The sequence below is a fragment of the Catellatospora tritici genome (assembly GCF_019083965.1).
Classification (GTDB): Bacteria; Actinomycetota; Actinomycetes; order Mycobacteriales; family Micromonosporaceae; genus Catellatospora; species Catellatospora tritici.
This window is the reverse complement of sequence record NZ_JAHRCY010000005.1, coordinates 385395-404323: the sequence shown is the minus strand read 5'-3', so window position 1 is coordinate 404323 and position 18929 is coordinate 385395. Positions and strand designations below refer to the sequence as shown.

11 protein-coding genes are annotated in these 18929 nt (G+C 72.1%); 4 read left to right on the top strand and 7 right to left on the bottom strand.

The genetic code is table 11. From position 1 onward, the window contains the following. Positions 1 to 24 precede the first annotated feature (24 nt). Both uca and atzF read left to right on the top strand, forming a co-directional pair. Positions 25 to 3594: an urea carboxylase gene (gene uca, locus KUA19_RS14145; RefSeq protein ID WP_217396466.1), complete on the top strand. Its 3570-nt coding sequence runs from the start codon at positions 25 to 27 to the stop codon at positions 3592 to 3594. Further along, on the top strand, positions 3591 to 5264 hold the full coding sequence (gene atzF, locus KUA19_RS14140) for an allophanate hydrolase (RefSeq protein ID WP_217396465.1): 1674 nt from the start codon (positions 3591 to 3593) through the stop codon (positions 5262 to 5264). Before uca ends, atzF begins: the two co-directional genes overlap by 4 nt. Before the next feature lie 68 nt (positions 5265 to 5332). Here atzF and KUA19_RS14135 read toward each other — a convergent pair whose 3' ends face one another. The 4 genes from KUA19_RS14135 to KUA19_RS14120 are packed head-to-tail and all read right to left on the bottom strand — an operon-like array spanning position 5333 to position 9631. Then, positions 5333 to 5893, bottom strand: a complete 561-nt coding sequence (locus tag KUA19_RS14135) for an antibiotic biosynthesis monooxygenase (protein WP_217396464.1) — start codon at positions 5891 to 5893, stop codon at positions 5333 to 5335. Positions 5894 to 5905: 12 nt separating this feature from the next. Beyond that, positions 5906 to 8134: a xanthine dehydrogenase family protein molybdopterin-binding subunit gene (locus KUA19_RS14130; RefSeq protein ID WP_217396462.1), complete on the bottom strand. Its 2229-nt coding sequence runs from the start codon at positions 8132 to 8134 to the stop codon at positions 5906 to 5908. Next, positions 8131 to 9126, bottom strand: a complete 996-nt coding sequence (locus KUA19_RS14125; RefSeq protein ID WP_217396461.1) for an FAD binding domain-containing protein — start codon at positions 9124 to 9126, stop codon at positions 8131 to 8133. Before KUA19_RS14125 ends, KUA19_RS14130 begins: the two co-directional genes overlap by 4 nt. Continuing rightward, entirely contained in the window at positions 9113 to 9631 is a 519-nt protein-coding gene (locus tag KUA19_RS14120) for a (2Fe-2S)-binding protein (protein ID WP_217396460.1), read from the bottom strand. The genes KUA19_RS14125 and KUA19_RS14120 overlap by 14 nt, the downstream gene beginning before the upstream one ends. Positions 9632 to 9806: 175 nt before the next feature. Here KUA19_RS14120 and KUA19_RS14115 point away from each other — a divergent pair, with 175 nt between their 5' ends. Beyond that, entirely contained in the window at positions 9807 to 12203 is a 2397-nt protein-coding gene (locus KUA19_RS14115; RefSeq protein ID WP_217396458.1) for a phosphoketolase family protein, read from the top strand. Beyond that, a complete protein-coding gene (locus KUA19_RS14110) occupies positions 12200 to 13252 on the top strand; it encodes a universal stress protein (RefSeq protein ID WP_217396457.1) in 1053 nt (350 codons plus the stop codon). The genes KUA19_RS14115 and KUA19_RS14110 overlap by 4 nt, the downstream gene beginning before the upstream one ends. 142 nt (positions 13253 to 13394) lie before the next feature. Here KUA19_RS14110 and KUA19_RS14105 read toward each other — a convergent pair whose 3' ends face one another. From KUA19_RS14105 to KUA19_RS14095, 3 genes are all read right to left on the bottom strand, one after another. Then, complete coding sequence (locus KUA19_RS14105; RefSeq protein WP_217396456.1) at positions 13395 to 14882, bottom strand: glycoside hydrolase family 10 protein; 1488 nt, start codon at positions 14880 to 14882, stop codon at positions 13395 to 13397. Between the two features lie 54 nt (positions 14883 to 14936). Then, positions 14937 to 16454 (bottom strand): non-reducing end alpha-L-arabinofuranosidase family hydrolase, encoded by a 1518-nt coding sequence (locus tag KUA19_RS14100; RefSeq protein ID WP_443623175.1) that lies wholly within the window; start codon positions 16452 to 16454, stop codon positions 14937 to 14939. 334 nt (positions 16455 to 16788) lie between these two features. Then, positions 16789 to 18327: a sigma-70 family RNA polymerase sigma factor gene (locus KUA19_RS14095; RefSeq protein WP_217396455.1), complete on the bottom strand. Its 1539-nt coding sequence runs from the start codon at positions 18325 to 18327 to the stop codon at positions 16789 to 16791. Positions 18328 to 18929 lie beyond the last annotated feature (602 nt).

Below are 18929 nucleotides of genomic sequence, written 5' to 3'. Positions count from 1 at the left end.
CCGCACCCTGCCGAAGGAACAGCCATGTTCGACACCCTGCTCGTCGCCAACCGGGGCGAGATCGCCTGCCGAGTGATGCGCACCGCCGCGCGGCTCGGTCTGCGGACGGTCGCCGTCTACTCTGACGCCGACCGGGCCGCCCCGCACGTGCGGATGGCCGACGCGGCCGTCCGCCTCGGCCCGGCCCCGGCGCGCGACAGCTATCTGCGCGTGGACCGGGTCCTGGAGGCGGCGCTGGCCACCGGAGCCGGGGCCGTACACCCCGGGTATGGCTTCCTGTCCGAGGACGCCGGGTTCGCGGCCGCGGTCGAGGCCGCCGGTCTGGTGTTCGTCGGCCCGACCCCGGCGCAGCTCACCGCGTTCGGCGCCAAGCACACCGCCCGGGACCTGGCCCGCGCGGCCGGAGTGCCGATGATCGAGGGCACCGGGCTGCTGTCCGGGCTGGACGAGGCGGTCGCCGCCGCCGAGCGGATCGGGTATCCGGTCATGGTGAAGGCCACCGGCGGCGGGGGCGGCATCGGCATGCGGACCTGCCGCACCCTGCAGGAGCTGGCCGAAGCGTACGGCCAGGTGGAGCGGCTGGCCGTGGCGAACTTCGGCAGCGGCGGCGTGTTCCTGGAACGGTTCGTCCCCCGGGCCCGGCACGTCGAGGTGCAGGTGTTCGGCGACGGCAGGGGCCGCGTGGTCGTGCTCGGCGACCGCGACTGCAGCCTGCAGCGCCGCAACCAGAAGGTGATCGAGGAGGCGCCCGCGCCGGGCCTGTCCGACGCGGTCCGGCAGCGGCTGCACGCCTCGGCCGCGGCGCTGTGCTCGTCGGTGGACTACCGGTCGGCGGGCACCGTCGAGTTCGTCTACGACGCCGAGCGCGAGCAGGCGTCGTTCCTGGAGGTCAACGCGCGCCTGCAGGTGGAGCATCCGGTGTCCGAGCAGGTCCACGGCGTCGACCTGGTCGAGTGGATGCTGCGGCTGGCCCAGGGCGACGACACCGTGCCGCACCCGCCGCGACCGGCCGTCGGGGTGGCGGTCGAGGCGCGGGTCTACGCCGAGGACCCGACCCAGGACCACCGGCCCAGCGCGGGCCTGGTCACCAGGGTCGAGTTCCCGGTGGGCGCGCGGGTCGACGGGTGGGTCGAGGCGGGCACCGAGGTCAGCACGTTCTATGACCCGATGCTGGCCAAGGTGATCGTGTCCGGGGCGACCCGCGACGAGGCGTTCGCGAACCTGCGCGCCGCCCTGGCCGCGACCCGGGTCGACGGCATCGAGACCAACCTCGGACTGCTGCGCGCCGCCGCCGCCGACCCGGAGGTGCTGGCGGCCCGGCACTGCACCGCGACGCTGGGCGACGTGGTCGACGGCGAGCCGCGGATCGTCGTCGAACGGGCCGGGACCCTGACCGCGGTGCAGGACTGGCCCGGCCGGACCGGGCTGTGGGAGGTCGGCGTCCCTCCGTCGGGGCCGATGGACGACCGGTCGTTCCGGCTGGGCAACCGGGCGCTGGGCAACCCCGAGGGGGCGCCCGGTCTGGAGTGCACGGTCGACGGCCCGGCCCTACGCTTCACCGCCGCCGCGACCGTCTGCGTCACCGGGGCGCACGTGCCGGTGACCGTCGACGGCGTGCCGGTGCCGTGCTGGGAGCCGGTCGCGGTGCCCGCCGGGGCGGTGCTGGACGTGGGCCGGGCCGCCGCCGGCGGTGGGCTGCGGGCGTACCTCCTGGTGGCCGGGGGATTCGACGTCCCCCGATACCTCGGCAGCGCCGCGACGTTCACTCTCGGCCAGTTCGGCGGCCACGGCGGGCGGGCGCTGCGCGTCGGCGACGTGCTGCGCCCCGGCGCGGTCGCCGGGCCGGTCGCCGGGCCGGTCCCACCGGACGAGCGCCCGACGATCGGCGGTGACTGGCAGATCGCCGTCACCGAGGGACCGCACGCCGCGCCGGAGTTCTTCCTGCGTGAGGACATCGACGCGTTCTACGCCGCACGCTGGAAGGTGCACTTCAACTCCGCGCGCACCGGCGTGCGCCTGATCGGGCCCAAGCCGCGCTGGGCGCGCGGCGACGGCGGCGAGGCCGGACTGCATCCGTCGAACATCCACGACACGCCGTACTCGGTCGGTGCGGTCGACTTCACCGGGGACGTGCCGATCCTGCTCGGCCCCGACGGCCCGAGCCTGGGCGGGTTCGTCTGCCCGGCGACCGTCGTCACCGCCGAACGGTGGAAGCTGGGGCAGCTCAGCCCGGGTGACACCGTACGGTTCACGCCGGTTTGCGACCGCACCGCCGCGGCGCTGCGCACCGGCACCGGGCCGGTGGTGGCGCTGCGCGCGGACGAGGGCGACGACGGGGTGCTGGCCCGCCGGGAGGCGGCAGACGGCCCGGCGGTCACCTACCGGCGCAGCGGCGACGACAACCTGCTCGTCGAGTACGGCCCGATGACGCTCGACCTCGGTCTGCGGATGCGCGCCCACGCCCTGATGGAGCGGCTGCGCGCGGAGGGCCTGACCGGGGTGGTCGACCTGACCCCGGGCATCCGGTCCCTGCAGATCCACGTCGACCCCGACGTGCTGCCCGTGCGGCGGCTGCTCGACGTCGCCCGGTCGGTGGAGGACGAACTGCCGCCGACGTCGGCGCTGCAGGTGCCGAGCCGGGTGGTGCACCTACCGCTGTCCTGGGACGACCCCGCCACGCGCGAGGCGATCGCCCGGTACATGGCCGGTGTCCGCGACGACGCGCCCTGGTGCCCGTGGAACATCGAGTTCATCCGCCGGGTCAACGGCCTGGACACCGTCGACGACGTGTACCGCACCGTCTACGACGCCAGCTACCTCGTGCTGGGCCTGGGCGACGTCTACCTCGGCGCCCCGGTCGCGACCCCGCTGGACCCCAGGCACCGGCTGGTCACCACGAAGTACAACCCCGCCCGCACCTGGACCCCGGAGAACGCCGTCGGCATCGGCGGGGCGTACCTGTGCATCTACGGCATGGAAGGGCCGGGCGGCTACCAGTTCGTGGGCCGCACCGTGCAGGTGTGGTCGCGGTGGCGCCAGGCGGGCGGCTTCGAGCCCGGCTCGCCGTGGCTGCTGCGCCACTTCGACCGGATCCGCTGGTATCCCGTCGGTGCCGAGGAACTGCTCGACCTGCGCGCCGACGTGGCCGCGGGGCGGCACGACCTGCGCATCGAACCCGGCACGTTCCGGCTGGCCGACCACGAGCGGTTCCTGGCCGACAACGCGTCGTCGGTGGCGGCGTTCCGCGCGCGGCAGGCGGCGGCCTTCGCGCAGGAGCGCGACGCCTGGGCCGCGGCGGGCGAGTTCGACCCGCGGCCCGAGCCCGAGGCGCCGGCTCCCGCCGCGGCGGTGCCGGTGCCCGACGGGGGCGCACTGGTCGAGGCGCCGATGCTGTCCAGCGTCTGGCGCGTTGACGTACGCCCCGGTGACCTGGTCACCGCCGGTCAGCCGCTGCTGGCCCTGGAGGCGATGAAGCTCGAAACCGTGGTGGTGGCCCCCCGCGACGGGCGGGTCACCGACATCCTCGTCACCCCGGGCTCCCAGGTGGCCCCGGGCAGCCCCCTGGTCGTCCTCGCCGGAAGGAACACCCGATGACCCCGCAGGACCGCGTCCGTGCCGCCTACCGGCGGCTGGCCCTGGGCGAGCGCCCGGAAGCGTGGATCACGCTGCGCGACGAGCAGGACGTCGCGGCCGAGGCCGCCGAGCTGCAGGACCGGCTCGCGGCCGGCGAGCGACTGCCGCTGGCGGGTTCGCTGCTGGCGGTGAAGGACAACATCGACGTGGCGGGGCTGCCGACGACGGCGGGCTGCCCGGCGTACGCGTACCTGCCACAGCGCAGTGCCCCCGCCGTGCAGCGGCTGGTCGACGCGGGCGCGATCGTGCTCGGCAAGACGAACCTCGACCAGTTCGCCACCGGGCTGGTCGGCACGCGCAGCCCATACGGCGCGGTCCGCGACGTCGGCGACCCCGCGCTGGTGTCGGGCGGGTCGAGTTCCGGGTCGGCCGTGGTCGTCGCGCTCGGCATCGCCGATCTGGCGCTGGGCACCGACACCGCCGGGTCGGGCCGGGTCCCGGCCGCGTTCCAGGGGGTCGTCGGGGTGAAACCGACCCGGGGGCTGGTCCCGACCGACGGGGTGGTGCCGGCCTGCCGCAGCTTCGACTGCGTCACCGTCTTCGCCCGTACGCTGGGCGCGGCCCGGCACGCGATGGCGGTCATGAGTGAGCCCGCCGGGCGGGCCTGGCCCGCGGACGCGCCGCTGGCCGCGCCACCGGCACCCGTCGTCGCGGTGCCCGGCCGCGACGAACTGGTCGGCATGTCGGCCGAATGGCTCGACGCGTTCGAACGGGCCGCCGCGGCACTGGCCGCCGCCGGGGCGCGGCTGCGCCCGATCCGCCTGGCACCGTTCCTGGCCGCGGCGAAGCTGCTCTACGGCGGCGCGTTCGTCGCCGAGCGGTTCGCCGCCGTGGGCGCCTTCATCGAAGGGCACCCCGACGGCGTCGACCCGACCGTGGGCGCCATCGTCACCGCGGCCCGCGACATCCCCGCGCACGCGCTGGTCACCGACACCGAACGCCTCGAGCGGCTGCGCGACGAGGCGATGGCGCAGTGGGGCGACGCGGACGCGCTGCTGCTGCCCACCGCCCCGGCACATCCGACGATCGCCGCGGTCGCCGCCGACCCGGTGGGCGTCAACGCGCAGTTGGGCACGTACACCAATTTCTGCAACCTGTTCGACCTCGCCGCCGTCGCCGTGCCTGCCGGCCGGGTCGGCGGTGGACACTTCGGTGTCCAGGTGATCACCCGTGGTTTCGCCGACGCGGTCGCCGCCGACATCGCCGCGCTCCTGCTCGACGAGCCCGCCGCCCCGCCCACCGCCGGGCTGCCACTGCTGGTCGTGGGCGCGCACCTGACCGGCCAGCCGCTCAACCACCAGCTCACCTCCGTCGGCGGCCGGTTCACCGCCCGTGCCCGCACCGCCGCGCAGTACCGCCTGTACGCCCTGCCGACCGACCCGCCGAAACCTGGCCTGGTCCGCGTGGCAACCGACGGCGCGGAGATCGACGGCGAGCTGTGGCACCTGCCGCCCGCCGCGCTCGGCCGGCTGCTGGCCGCGCTGCCGGCGCCCATGACGCTGGGCAAGGTGCTGCTGGCCGACGGTGCCCGTGTCACCGGGTTCCTCTGCGAGCCGGTCGCGGTCGACGCCGCCCCCGACATCACCGCTCACGGCGGCTGGACCGCGTACCTGGCGGCCGTCACGTCCTGACGGACCGCGGTCCGACCGCCGGCCAGCCGCCGCGGGCCCGGCCGGCTGGCGGAACTGTTGGCGGCAGCTCAGGAGCCGGAGTAGAGGAAGCGGCGCAGCAGGCGGCTGAGCAGCGGCATCACCGCGTACGTGAGCAGCGGTGACAGCATCAGCGGCAGGACCGCCGCGCGCAGGAACAACGGCAACGGCATCGCCGCGACATGCTTCGCGCCGACCAGTTGGAACAGCACCACCAGCGGATACACCCCGAGGAACGACACCAGTGCCATCTTCCACTTCGGCGGTGGCAGCACCGGCCGTCCGGGCAGGCTGAACCAGGTCTCCATGCCGGTGGTGGTCTCGCGCGGCGCGGCTTCCTCGGCGATGCCGTCGAGGTGGCGTACGCAGTCGACCCGCTGCGTCGAGGTCAGCCAGGCGCTCAGGTGCGTGCCGTTGTCGAAGCGCAGGACCGCGTGGTAGTGCCGATCCGGGGTGGTCGGCCGGAGCCAGGTCACGCCCTGGTGGCCGGGGAACTTCGACGACTCGGCGTTGACCAGGCGCAGCCAGTGCTCGAAGTCGGACTCCCGGCCGGGCACGACGTCGAACGTGAACAGCACCGACACCGGCTCCAACTCGACCGAGGGCGCCACCGTGGCACTCGCCTACAGCAGGTCTTCGATGGTGATGGGCAGCTTGTGCAGCCGCCTGCCGGTGGCGTGGTGGATCGCGTTGGCGATCGCGGCGGCGGTGCCGACCATGCCGACCTCGCCGACGCCCTTGACGCCCAGCGGGTTCACCACGGTGTCCGTCGACTCGATCGTCTCGACGACCACCGCGGGTGCGTCGGCGTTGACCGGCACCAGGTATTCGCCGAGGCTGGCGTTGGCCCAGCGCCCGTCGGGCCCCATCCGGCTGCCTTCGAGCAGGGCGTGGCTCATGCCCCAGATCATGCCGCCCATGAGCTGGCTGTGCGCGGTCTTGCGGTTGAGCACCCGGCCCGGGTCGAACACGCCGATGAGTTTGCGCACCCGGACCAGGCCCAGGTCGGGGTCGACGGCGACCTGGGCGAACTGGGCACCGAAGGTCATCGAGCCGCCGCTGGTGTCCGGCGGCGGGTTCCAGGTGCCGACGGCCTCGGCGTCGGCCATGAACGCTCGCTGCAGCAGCGCGGCGTAGGTCTCGCCCACGTCGGGCCGCTCGCGCAGCGCCATCCGGCCTTCGGCGACGGCGACCTGCTTCGGGTCGGCGTCGTGCAGCGGCGAGCCGGGGTCGGCGATCGCCTGCGCGATGAGTTGGTCGCGCAGGGCGGTGGTGGCGACGTGGACGGCGGCGCTGACCATCCCGGCCCCGGCCGAGCCGACCGCGGCGGCGGTGTTGGGCAGGTCGCTGTCGCCGTACTGGAAGCGGACCCGTTCCAGCGGCACGCCCAGGCCGTCGGCGGCGACCTGGGTCATCGCGGTGGCCGAGCCGGTGCCGATGTCGGAGATGCTGGCCTGCACCACGGCGCTGCCGTCGGCGAAGAGGCGGGCGCGGGCGCGCTGCGGGTTGCCGGGCTGGTAGCAGGGGTAGGCGCTGGTGGCCATGCCCCAGCCGAGCATCGTGTTGCCGTCGCGCAGGGTGCCGGGTCGCGGATCGCGGCTGTCCCATCCGGCCAGTTCGGCGCCGCGCTGGTAGCACTCGCGCAGCTTCTTGCTCGACCATGGGGTGCCGTCGCCCGGCGTGGTCTCGGCGTAGTTGCGCAGCCGGATCTCCAGCGGGTCCAGGCCGAGCTTGTCGGCGAGCTCGTCGAGCGCGGTCTCCAGTGCGAACATGCCCGACGCCTCGCCGGGGCAGCGGGTGAACGTGGGCGTCATGGTGTTGGCCCGGATCAGCCGATAGACCCCTTCGTAGTTGGGGCAGGCGTAGAGCTGCGAGGCCACCCCGAGTGACGGCTCGGCCCAGTCGTCGAAGTGCGAGGTGGGTGAGAGCTTGTGGTGGCGTATGGCGCGCAGCCGCCCCTGCTCGTCGGCGCCGATGGTGAGCTGCTGCTCCTGCTCCTCACGGTGTCCGACCGAGCTGAACATCTGCTCGCGGGACAGCGCCAGGCGCACCGGCCGCCCGACGTGGCGGGCGGCCAGCGCGGCCAGGGCCGGGTGGTCCCAGATCATCGCCTTGCAGCCGAAGCTGCCGCCGACGAAGTTGGTGACCACCCGGATGTGCGAGGGCATGATGTTGAGCAGTTCGGCCAGCGTGTGCAGGGTGGCGTTGGGGCCCTGGGTGGCGTCGTACACGGTGAGCCGGTCGCCCTCCCACACCGCGGTCGTCGCCGAGCACTCGATCGGGTTGTGGTGGTTGGCCGCGTACCGGTAGCCCAGGTCGACGGTGACCGCGGCCTGGGCCAGCCCGGCGGCGACGTCGCCGCGTTCGATCCGGCCGGGCAGGAACCCGCCGAAGATCCGCTGCGCCTCGTACGCCTGCTCGCGCCCCTGTTCGACGGTGGTGACGAACGGGGCGGCGGCGTAGTCGATCCGCAGCAGGGTGGCCGCGTGCTCAGCCTGCTCCAGCGTTTCGGCGACGAGCACGGCCACGTGCTGGCCCGCGTAGTGGATCACCTCGTCCTGCATCGGAAAGAACGTCTGCCCGGTCGCGGCGGCGCCCGCCAGCGACGGCATCAGGGGCGGCACCGCGCCGCCCTTGGGCAGGTTGAGGTGGGTGAGCACGGCGAGCACCCCCTCGGCCTGCTCGGCGGCGTGGGTGTCGATCGAGACGATGCGCCCGGCCGGGATGCGCGAGCCGACGACCACCGCATGGACCAGCCCCGGCAGCGGCACGTCGGCGGAGTAGCGGCCCGCGCCGGTGACCTTGGCTGGGCCGTCGACGCGGTCGAGCGGGCGTCCGATCGCGGTGGTCATCGCGTGTCCCCTCTGGCGGTGACGGTCTCCAGCGCGCGGATCATCGTGCGCCGCGCCAGTTCGATCTTGAAGCCGTTCATGGTCTGCGGCACGGCGTCGGCCATCTCCTCGCGCGCGGCGTGCAGGAAGTTCTCGTGCGTGGCCGGGCGGCCGAGCAGGGCGTGCTCGGCCCGCCGGGCCCGCCACGGCTTGGTGGCCACCCCGCCCAGCGCCATGCGCACCTCGGCGACCGTCCCGTCCTCGACCCGTAGCGCCAGCGCCACCGACACCAGCGCGAACTCGTACGACTCCCGGTCGCGCACCTTCAGGTACAGCGAGTTGCGGGCCACCGGCAGGGGCGGGATCTCGATCGCGGTGATCAGGTCGCCATGCTGGAGTGGGTGCTCGCGGTCTGGCGTATCGCCGGGGGTGAGGAAGAAATCATCGATCGCGTACGCGTGGTGCCCGTCGCGGTTCTGCACGTGGACGACCGCCTCCAGCGCGCTCAGCGCCACCGCCGCGTCGGAGGGGTGGGTGGCGATGCAGTGCTCGCTGGTGCCCAGCACCGCGTGCCCCCGGTTGACGCCGGTCAGCGCGCCGCAACCGGAGCCGGGCACGCGCTTGTTGCAGGCGGCCTCGTGGTCGCGGAAGTAGGAGCAGCGGGTGCGCTGCAGCATGTTGCCGCCCATCGAGGCCATGTTGCGCAGCTGCGCCGACGCGCCCAGGATCAGCGCCTCGGCCAGCAGCGGGTAGCGCTGGGCGATCACCGGGGACATGGCGACGTCGTTCATGCGGGCCAGCGCGCCGAGGCGTACGGCGCCGTCGGGCTGCAGCTCGATGTGGTTGATGGGCAGATCGTTGATGTCGACCAGGCGCTGGCTCGGCTCGGCGTAGATGCGCAGCATGTCGACCTTGGTGGTACCTCCGGCCAGGTAGGCGGCGTCGGGGTCGGCGCTGACGGTGGCGATGGCGGTGGCGACGTCGACCACCCGGGAGTAGCTAACGGGCCGCATGCGGCACCCCGTCGCGGACCTCGCGGATGGCGGCGCGGATGTTCGGGTACGCCGCGCAGCGGCAGATGTTGCCGCTCATCCACTCGCCGATCTCGGCGTCGTCGCGGCTGTGGCCCTCCGCCAGCAGCGCGACGGCCGACATGATCTGTCCGGGGGTGCAGTAGCCGCACTGGAACGCGTCGTGGCTGAGGAACGCCTTCTGCATCGGGTGCAGGTGCCCGTTCTCGGCCAGGCCCTCGATGGTGGTGATCTCGCGGCCCTCGCAGGCGATGGCGAGGGTGAGGCAGGAGACGACCCGGCGCTTGTCGACCCATACCGTGCAGGCGCCGCAGGCTCCCTGGTTGCAGCCCTTCTTGGTGCCGGTGAGGTCGACGACGTCGCGTAGACAGTCCAGCAGGCTCACCCTGGGCTCGATGCGTACGACGTGGGTGCGTCCGTTGATGTTGAGCACCACGTCGACCGGGCCGGGGCCCGCTTCGGCGTCGGGCAGGTTGGAAGCCGACATCGCTCCTCCTAGTGGCAGGCCTTCCCGTCACGCTATAGCGCCGGGTCGGCGTACTCGGGCAAATTCGCATTGTTCGGGCGTTACCGGAAAGGCGCTGCCCACGGCCTGGATCTCAGACCGACGAAGCGGACATTTTCCCTGCGAGCCGCGGTCTAAACCGGCGAAGATCGGTTATATGACCCTGCACTCGCACGGCACCGACACCACCGCGGGCGTGGTCCACCTCAGCCACGAGGACCTGACCCGCATCGACACCTGGTGGCGGGCGGCCAACTACCTCACGGTCGGTCAGATCTACCTGATGGACAACCCGCTGCTGCGCGAGCCGCTGCGCCCGGAGCACATCAAGCCGCGCCTGCTGGGACACTGGGGGACCAGCCCTGGGCTCAGCCTGATCTGGGCACACCTGAACCGGGCGATCATCGCCCGTGACCTCGACGCCATCTACATCACCGGCCCCGGCCACGGCGGCCCCGCGATCGTGGCCAACACCTGGCTGGAGGGCACCTACAGCGAGCTCTACCCCAGCGTCGACCGGTCCGAGGCGGGCATGGCCCGGCTGTTCCGGCAGTTCTCCTTCCCCGGCGGCATCCCCAGCCACGTCGCGCCCGAGGTGCCCGGTTCGATCCACGAGGGCGGCGAGCTCGGCTACTCGTTGATGCACGCCTATGGCGCGGTGCTGGACAACCCGGACCTGCTGGCCGTGTGCGTGGTCGGCGATGGCGAGGCCGAGACCGGGCCGCTGGCGGCCAGCTGGCTGTGCAACACCTTCTGCAACCCGGTCGGCGACGGCGCCGTGCTGCCGATCCTGCACCTCAACGGCTACAAGATCGCCAACCCCACGATCCTGGCCCGGATCCCGGAGGAGGACCTGCTCTCGCTCCTGCGCGGATACGGCTACCAGCCGATCCTCGTCTCCGGCGACGAGCCCGAACGCGTGCACCACGAGTTCGCCTACGCGCTCGACCGGGCCCTGGACGAGATCAAGGCGATCCAGAGCCGGGCTCGACGCGGTGACGTCGTCGCCCGTCCCCGCTGGCCGATGATCATCCTGCGTACGCCGAAGGGCTGGACCGGGCCGAAGGAGGTCGACGGCGTCCGACTGGAGGGCACGTTCCGGGCGCACCAGGTGCCGCTGGCACAGGTGCGCGACAACCCGGCGCACCTGGTCGAGCTGGAGCGCTGGCTGCGGTCGTACCGGCCGGAGGAGCTGTTCGACGCCACCGGGCGCCCGGTGGCGCTGCTCGAACCGCTCGCCCCCGGCGAGCACCGGCGCATGTCGGCCAACGCCCACGCCAACGGCGGCCTGCTGCTGCGCGACCTGGTCCTGCCCGACATCGCCGACTACGCCGTGCCGGTCGAGCACCCCGGTGGGAGCACCGCCGAGGCCACCCGGGTGCTCGGCACCTGGCTGCGCGACATCATGCGCGCCAACCCGGACCGGTTCCGGCTGTTCGCCCCGGACGAGGCGAACTCCAACCGGCTCGGCGCGGTGTTCGACGTGACCGACCGGGTGTTCGAGGCCGACATCATCGGCGGCGACGACCACCTGGCCCGCTCCGGCCGGGTCATCGAGGTGCTGTCGGAGCACCTGTGCCAGGGCATGCTGGAGGGCTACCTGCTCACCGGCCGCCACGGCCTGCTGACCAGCTACGAGGCGTTCACCCACGTGGTCGACTCGATGGTCAACCAGCACGCCAAGTGGCTCAAGACGACCCGGGCCATCCCGTGGCGGCGCCCGGTGGCGTCGCTGACGTACCTGCTGTCCAGCCATGTGTGGCGCCAGGACCACAACGGCTTCTCCCACCAGGACCCCGGCTTCATCGACCACGTGGTCAACAAGAAGGCCGAGGTCATCCGGGTGTACCTGCCACCCGACGCGAACACGCTGCTGTCCACCATGGACCACTGCCTGCGCAGCCGCCACTACATCAACGTCGTGGTGGCGGGCAAGCAGCCGCAGCCGTCGTGGCTGTCCATGGCCGACGCGGCGCTGCACTGCCGCCGAGGGCTGGGCATCTGGGACTGGGCGGGCAACGATTCGGGCACGGTGCCCGACGTGGTCATGGCGTGCGCCGGGGACGTGCCGACGCTGGAGACCATGGCCGCGGTCGACCTGCTGCAGCGCTACCTGCCCAAGCTGAAGGTGCGCGTGGTGAACATCGTGGACCTGATGCGGCTGCAGCCGGAGTCCGAGCATCCACACGGCCTGCCCGACTCCCAGTTCGACGCCATCTTCACCACCGACCAGCCGGTCGTCTTCGCCTACCACGGGTACCCGTCGCTGATCCACCGGCTCACCTACCGGCGCCGCAACCACGACAACATCCACGTGCGCGGATACCGGGAGGAGGGCACCACCACCACGCCGTTCGACATGGTGATGCTCAACGACCTGGACCGCTACCGGCTCGTCATCGACGTCGTGGACCGGGTGCCGGGCCTGGCGGTCAGCGCCGCCGGGCTGCGCCAGCAGATGACCGACGCCCGCCAGCGTGCCCGCGACTACACCAGGGCGTACGGCACCGACGCACCTGAGATCACCGACTGGATGTGGCAGGGCCGACGATGAACACCGTTGACGACCCGCGTGGCCCGGTCGTCGTCGGCGTCGACGGCTCGGACTCGTCGCTGCTGGCCGTACGGCTCGGCGCGCAGGAGGCCGCGTTGCGGCACCGGCCGCTGCACCTTGTGCACGCGTTCATCTGGCCGTTGCTGAACGTCAACACCGGCCCGTCGGAGTCCGGTCCGGCCACCGGCGGCCTGCGGCACGACGCCGAGCGTGTGCTCGCCGACGCCGCGGCCGCGGCCACCTCGGTCGCCCCGTCGGTGCCGGTCACCGCCGAACTACTCACCGGAGCGCCCGCGCCCGTGCTCATGCACGCCGCCAAGGACGCCAGCCTGCTGGTCATCGGCGACCGGGGCCTGGGCGGGTTCACCGGCCTGCTCGTGGGGTCGGTCGCGGTGCACTGCACCCAGCACGGCCATACGCCGGTGCTTGTGGCCAGGGGCACCGAGCACCCCGGCGGCCCGGTCGTGGTGGGCGTCGACGCCGCACTGCACAGCGCCAACGCCATCGACGCCGCGTTCGCCGAGGCCGAACTGCGCCGGGCCGAGCTGCTGGCCGTGCACACCTGGACTCGCCACTCCGGCCACGGACACGAACCGGTGCCCGGCGCGGTGCACCGGGGCGAGGCGCACCACGGGGCCGTCCAGGGCGGTGAACCACACCACGGCGCCGTCGTGCACGACGAGCCCCCGCACATGGGCGCCGTGCAGGTGGGATCGATCCGGCCGGGAGCGCCACCGGCGGAGCCGGTCGGTGCCGCGCTGCTGCGCCAGGACCACGCGACCGCGGCCGTCGCCGAGCAGGAGGGGCGCAGCCTCGCCGACGCGCTGGTGAGCGTACGTGAGCGGCACCCGGACGTCACCGTACGCGAGCATCTGGTCCGGGGTCGTCCGGCCCGGGTCCTGGTGGACCTGTCGGAGCAGGCCCAACTCGTCGTCGTGGGCGGGCGCGGCTGTGGGGGGTTCACCGGCCTGGTCATGGGCTCGGTCAGCCACCAGGTGCTGCACCACGCCCGTTGCCCGGTCCTGATCGTGCCGCGACCGGCGGCCTGATCACGAGGTTCGGGGCCCGGCTGCGGATCTCCGCGCGTCGCGGTGGTCGCGGCCGCGGCGGGCATGGCGATGGCGCCGGTGCGCGGGCGGCGTGCCCGCGCACCGGCGTTTCCTCAGCGGTGAGAGCGTGTCTGTGCCGGGGTCAGCGACGCACGAGCTGCCACTGCTGGTTGTTGCCGCCCCAGTCGTCGTACTGGACGATGTTGGCCCCGTCGGCGGTGGAGGCGCCCTGGACTTCGAGGGCCTTGCCGCTGTTGCGGTTGATCAGCCGCAGGTAGCCGCCGGACCAGACGACGCGCCACTGCTGGTTGGTACCGTTGAGGTCGGTCCACTGCACGACGGAGCCGCCGTTGGCGGTGGAGAAGTTGTAGACGTCCAGGACCTTGCCGGAGTGGCGGGACTTGAGGCGGTAGTAGCCGCCGCCGGAGTCGACGAACTGCCACTGCTGGTTGTTGGCGGTGCCGGTCGTCCACTGGGTGATGCGCCCGCCGTCGGCGGTGGAGAAGTTGTACACGTCCAGCGCCTTGCCGCTGTTGCGATTGACCAGCGTGTACCACGCACTGGTGTCGATCGACGTCGGCGAGGACGGCGCCGGGCTGGACGGGGCCGGGCTGGCCGGGGGCGTGCTGTTGAGGGCGTTGAGCACCGAGGTGTACGCGGCCTTCTTGTTGCCGGAGCTGTCGAACAGCAGCGGGTTCTGGCCGGTGCGCCAGGAGTCGCTGTCGCGGATGCCCCAGACGGTGATGCCGGTGCAGCGGCTGACCGCCAGGCAGGCCCGGGTGACCGTGTCGTACGCGGCGGCCTGGGTGGACCCCGCGATGTCCAGCTCGGTGATCTGCACATCCACGCCGAGGTTGGCGAAGCGCTGCAGGTTGGCCTGGTAGTCCGAGGGCGCGGAGTTGGTCAGGTGCGACTGGAAGCCGACGCAGTCGATCGGCACGCCTCGGGCCTTGAAGTCCTGCACCATGTTGTAGATGCCGGTGGACTTCGCGTTGATGCCGTCGGTGTTGTAGTCGTTGTAGCAGAGCTTGGCGTTCGGGTCGGCCGCGCGCGCCGTCCGGAACGCGACCTCGATCCAGTCGTTTCCGGTGCGCTGCAGGTTGGAGTCCCGCCGGCCGCCGGAGCCGCCGTCGGCGTACGCCTCGTTCACCACGTCCCAGGCGTAGATCTTGCCCCGGTAGTGGGACGCCACCTGCGTCACGTGGTTGACCATCGCCGAGCGCAGCGCGCTGCCGGACATGTTCTGCGCCCAGCCCGGCTGCTGGGAGTGCCAGAGCAGGGCATGACCGCGGATGCGCGCACCCATGGACTGGGCCTGGCTCACGATGCGGTCGGCGCCGCTCCAGCTGAAGCTGCCCTGGGACGGCTCGGTGGCGTCCCACTTCATCTCGTTCTCGGGGGTCACCGCGTTGAACTCGCGGTTGAGGATTCCGACATAGGTGGAATCGCCCAGCTTGGACGCCGCGATCGCGGCGCCGAAGTAGCGGCCGCGTTCGGCTGCCGAGGCGCCCAGCGTCGTGCCCGCGTCGGCGGACGGGGCCATGACGGCGCTGGTCAGTGCGGTGACCGCCACGAGCAGGGCGCCGGCGAACACCGCCCGGAACGTGCGGCTGGTGGGTGTCGGTTTCATACGCTGTCTCCTGGGAGCGGTGGACGGAAGACGGGTCGGACCTGGTTCACGGCGTCAGCGCTGCAGGGTCAGCAGGCCTGGCCGGTAGGGCAGTAGGCCGTAGTCGCCGCCGGAGTTGGTGGCGCGTCCCTGGTAGAGCAGTTGGAGGTTGCAGGGGTCGATGGTCATGGTCTGGTCGGCGTTGGCGCGGATCAGTTCGCCGTGGCTGATGTCGTTGGTCCAGGTGGCGCCGCTGTTGGCCTTGCCCGCGAAGGGGTTGGCTTCGGTGGCGGCCTGTGGGGTCCAGGTGCCGCTGAGGCTGGTGGTGGTGAAGGAGCGGAAGTAGCGGCCGTTGGCGCCGATGGCTTCGACGATCATGAGGTATTGGTTCTGTCCGGCGACCTTGTAGACCTGGGGTGCTTCGAACAGGTTGTTGGTGGAGTCGCTCATGATGGTGGTGTAGCTGGTGCCGAAGTTGCCGGGGAAGTTGGCGATGGGCATGCTGGCGCGGTAGATCTTGCCGTTGTCGCCGGCGAAGAACAGGTACATGGTGCTGCTGTCGCCGATGAGGGTCTGGTCGATGGGTCCGGTGCCGGAGCCGCTGATGGTGCCGGAGAACAGGGGTTGTGCGGCGGACCAGCCGTTGGCGTTGGTCGGGTCGCTGGAGGTGCGGTAGGAGAACGCGGTGGCGCCCCACTGGTAGGTGAGGACCCAGATGTTCTTGGGGGCGAAGTAGAACAGGGTGGGTGCGACGGTGCCGGAAGACATGCCGTTCTGGCTTGCCGAGGCCATGTCGGACCAGTTGGTGAACAGGCCGAAGTTCATCGAGCCCCAGGTGGAGCCGTTGTCGTGCGTCGTCGCGTAGACCAGGTGCTTGCCGTTGTACGGGACATAGGTGAAGTCCTTGAGTGACACCCACCCCGACTTCGGCGTCGCCAGCGAGCCGGTCGAGGTCCAGCGGTAGCTCGACGGAAGGGTGCACGAGCCGGTCGGCGGCGGGCTGGACGGGGGCGCGCTGGACGGCGGCGTGCTGCCGACGGGGACGAGTTGCCACTGCTGGTTGGTGCCGCCCCAGTCGTCGTACTGGACGATGTTGGCGCCGTCGGCGGTCGAGGCGCCCTGGACCTCCAGGGCCTTGCTGCTGTGCCGGTTGATCAGGCGCACGTAGCCGCCCGCAGAGTCGGCCAGGCGCCACTGCTGGTTCGTGCCGTTGAGGTCGGCCCACTGCACGATGGAGCCGCCGTTGGCGGTGGAGAAGTTGTAGTCGTCGAGGACTTTGCCGGAGTGGCGGCTCTTGAGGCGGTAGTAGCCGCCGCCGGAGTCGACGAACTGCCATTGCTGGTTGTTGGCGTTGCTGGTGGTCCACTGGGTGATGCGGCCGCCGTCGGCGGTGGAGAAGTTGTACACGTCCAGGGCTTTGCCGCTGTTGCGGTTGACCAGGACGTACCAGGCGCCGGTGTCGACGGTGGCGGCCTGCGCGCCGCTGGTGCTCACGGCGACCATGCCGACGGTGGCCAGGGCGGTGACCACCGCCGTGGCCACCGCGGCGCGCCACTTTCGGCGGCCGGTGGCGGAAGGTGTGCGGGTGCTGATGCCGGTCACGGCATCCTCCTTCGGGACGAGTCAGGGCAAGACGGGCGGGTCCAGGGCGCGACGTATCGCCGTGCTCGGCCGTGCGGTACGTCAGGACGGCCGTCCACGGTGGTGCTGGCTACCCGGTGATGACGAGCAGGGTTGACGGTCACAGGTGCACCGTGGAGCGCGTCATGGAAGACGCCGCCCGCTCCAGACGGTGACTATGGCGCTGCGTGGTGCCCGCGCCCGGACTGTCCCGTCCGTCGAATGTGACCGATAACATGACCCGCGTCAAGCGTGGCGAAAATGTTTCAGGAGTGTGCCCGCCTCATGTCGGCGGGGCCGACGGGGCCTATCCGGCCAGCGGTGGCCGGATCCGAAACGAGCCTGCGGCCCGGAACGCGGTTGAGCCGTCGCTGTTGTCCACCCACATCTGGGCGCCGCGCCGGTGCATGAACCAGCCGGGGTAGTTCGACGCCTCGAGCAGCACGGTGCCGGTGAAAGCTCCCGGGCGTACGCAGAACGTGGCATCGCCGCGGAACAGCGCGGTGTCGATGCTGGGGTCCAGCCGCAACCGCCATGACAAATGGCGCAGGTAACGGCCGTCAGTGGCGCGCAACGAGAAGCACTTGGGGTCGGCCAGACCCGCCACCACCTCGAACGTGGCCTGAAGACGAGCCGACGAGTCGCTGGCGGCCGACAGCGGAGCCAGCACGCCGAGCCCGTCGACTGTCGTGACGTACAGGCCGGACTCGCCGCCGGCCTCCAGCGAGACCGGCCCGGCCGCCAGCAGACCCGCCGGGCTCGGCGGCTGCCGACTCGGCGGGGCGCTCGGACTGAGCCGCCCGGAGGAACGGCTCGGCGTGGCGGGCGTCGGCAGCGTCGCCGCCGCCGTCGGCTGGGGTGCGGCGCCCGCCGGGGGTGGCGCGGGCACGGGGGCGGGCCATGCGATCACCGCGACGGCGGCCGCCACCACCACGGACCCGGTCACCGCCGCGGCGACCGGCGCGACCGCGAAGGCCTTCGCCACCTGGGCGACCAGTCCGGTCTTGGCGGCGGCAAACGTCACGGACGAGGCCGCGGCGGCCGTGGTGCCCTTGCCGATCACCGCGGCGGTGAGCGCGATCGGGACCGGCAGCAGCGCGAACCCCACGAGCAGCTGCTCGGACGCGACCAGCTCGTCGGCGGCGTGACCGCAGGACTCGCAGCCGCGCACGTGCCGGGTCAGGCGCTTGCGCCAGGACGAGCTCGGCGTGCCGTCCCAGTCGGCCACCAGACCGTCCAGCGTGCCGCACCGGGGCCGACTGTCGAGGGCCGCGAGCAGGGCGCGGCACTGCTCCAGCTGCTGGCGCAGGCGCTGCACGCGAACCCCAGCGTGGGCGATGCTGACCCCGGCGGCCGCGGCCAGCTCGGTGCGGTTCAACCGGCCCGCGACCTCCAGCCACCACAGCGACAGCAGCAGCCGGTCGTCGCCGTCCAGCCAACGTGCCGCCCGTGCCGCCTGGCGCCGCTGCGCGCCGAGGTCCAGGCGCAACATCGTCAGCTCCTCGAAGGGCGCGTCGGCGTCGGGAGCGTCGACCAGGTCGTCGAGAGTCCCGACGACTGGCTCAGACCTGCGCCGCCGCTGCAGATGTGTGCCGACCTGCCGGGCGGCGATGGTGCCCAGCCAGGCCCGGAAGGTGCGCGGGTCGCGCAGTCCCCGCAGCTCACGTACGGCACGGATCATGGTGTCCTGCACCACGTCGTCGACGTCGGCGTCGGAGTCGAGCGCTCGTCGCGCGATCGTGTAGACGAACGGCAGGTACACCCGGAGCAGGGTCTCGAGCGCGCGTCGGTCGCCGGCCTGGGCCGCGCTGACGAGGGCGGCGTCGTCTGGGCTGGTGGGTGGCATGGTCCATATCGCTGTCGGCAGTGGATCGCGGGGGTTGACTGTCGCCCAGGATCGTCTCGGCGTCAAGACGGTCGTACGGGCACGTCGTGACCAGTGCGTCGGCGGGTCCGTGCGACTCGGCGACCTGCCCACACATAACGGTTTCCGGGGACAAGAATTTCGCCCCCACGCGTCGTGATCCGTGTTGGCAATAGTGTTATGGCGGTCTCGCGAAGATGGTCGCCGCATTGCTTTCGCGTTCCGGGATCAGCCCTGTCGGGAGTGCACTGTCGTGGCTGCTGCCTGCGGAGATGGGTGAAAGTCGGCGGCGCGGGAGCGGCCCGGAGAAAAGCCATCGGACAGTCGATCGCCGAATCACCTCTTGAACGTCGAGTGAGACTCTGGCAATCTCCTCGAATACCGAATGGGTGCGCCCGGTGCCCGCTTCGGTGTACATGCCGCCTCACGGCCCCTGACCATGCCCGTGGCAGGCCCAGAAATGTGAGCGCTAACATAGACATACAAGAACATCTGACGGGTTGAGGCGCGTCGCCCCGCGCCCCGGCACGTCACATCCGGTACCACCACTGCTCCTGGTGTGTCGGCGGCATCGTCAGGCGTCG

Excerpts from the sequence above, each read along its gene's own strand:
- KUA19_RS14125 (WP_217396461.1), bottom strand. The coding sequence starts at position 9,126 with ATGCGGCCCGTTAGCTACTCCCGGGTGGTCGACGTCGCCACCGCCATC.
- KUA19_RS14130 (WP_217396462.1), bottom strand. The coding sequence starts at position 8,134 with ATGACCACCGCGATCGGACGCCCGCTCGACCGCGTCGACGGCCCAGCC.
- KUA19_RS14110 (WP_217396457.1), top strand. The coding sequence starts at position 12,200 with ATGAACACCGTTGACGACCCGCGTGGCCCGGTCGTCGTCGGCGTCGAC.
- KUA19_RS14115 (WP_217396458.1), top strand. The coding sequence starts at position 9,807 with ATGACCCTGCACTCGCACGGCACCGACACCACCGCGGGCGTGGTCCAC.
- KUA19_RS14105 (WP_217396456.1), bottom strand. The coding sequence starts at position 14,882 with ATGAAACCGACACCCACCAGCCGCACGTTCCGGGCGGTGTTCGCCGGC.
- KUA19_RS14095 (WP_217396455.1), bottom strand. The coding sequence starts at position 18,327 with ATGCCACCCACCAGCCCAGACGACGCCGCCCTCGTCAGCGCGGCCCAG.
- atzF (WP_217396465.1), top strand. The coding sequence starts at position 3,591 with ATGACCCCGCAGGACCGCGTCCGTGCCGCCTACCGGCGGCTGGCCCTG.
- KUA19_RS14120 (WP_217396460.1), bottom strand. The coding sequence starts at position 9,631 with ATGTCGGCTTCCAACCTGCCCGACGCCGAAGCGGGCCCCGGCCCGGTC.
- uca (WP_217396466.1), top strand. The coding sequence starts at position 25 with ATGTTCGACACCCTGCTCGTCGCCAACCGGGGCGAGATCGCCTGCCGA.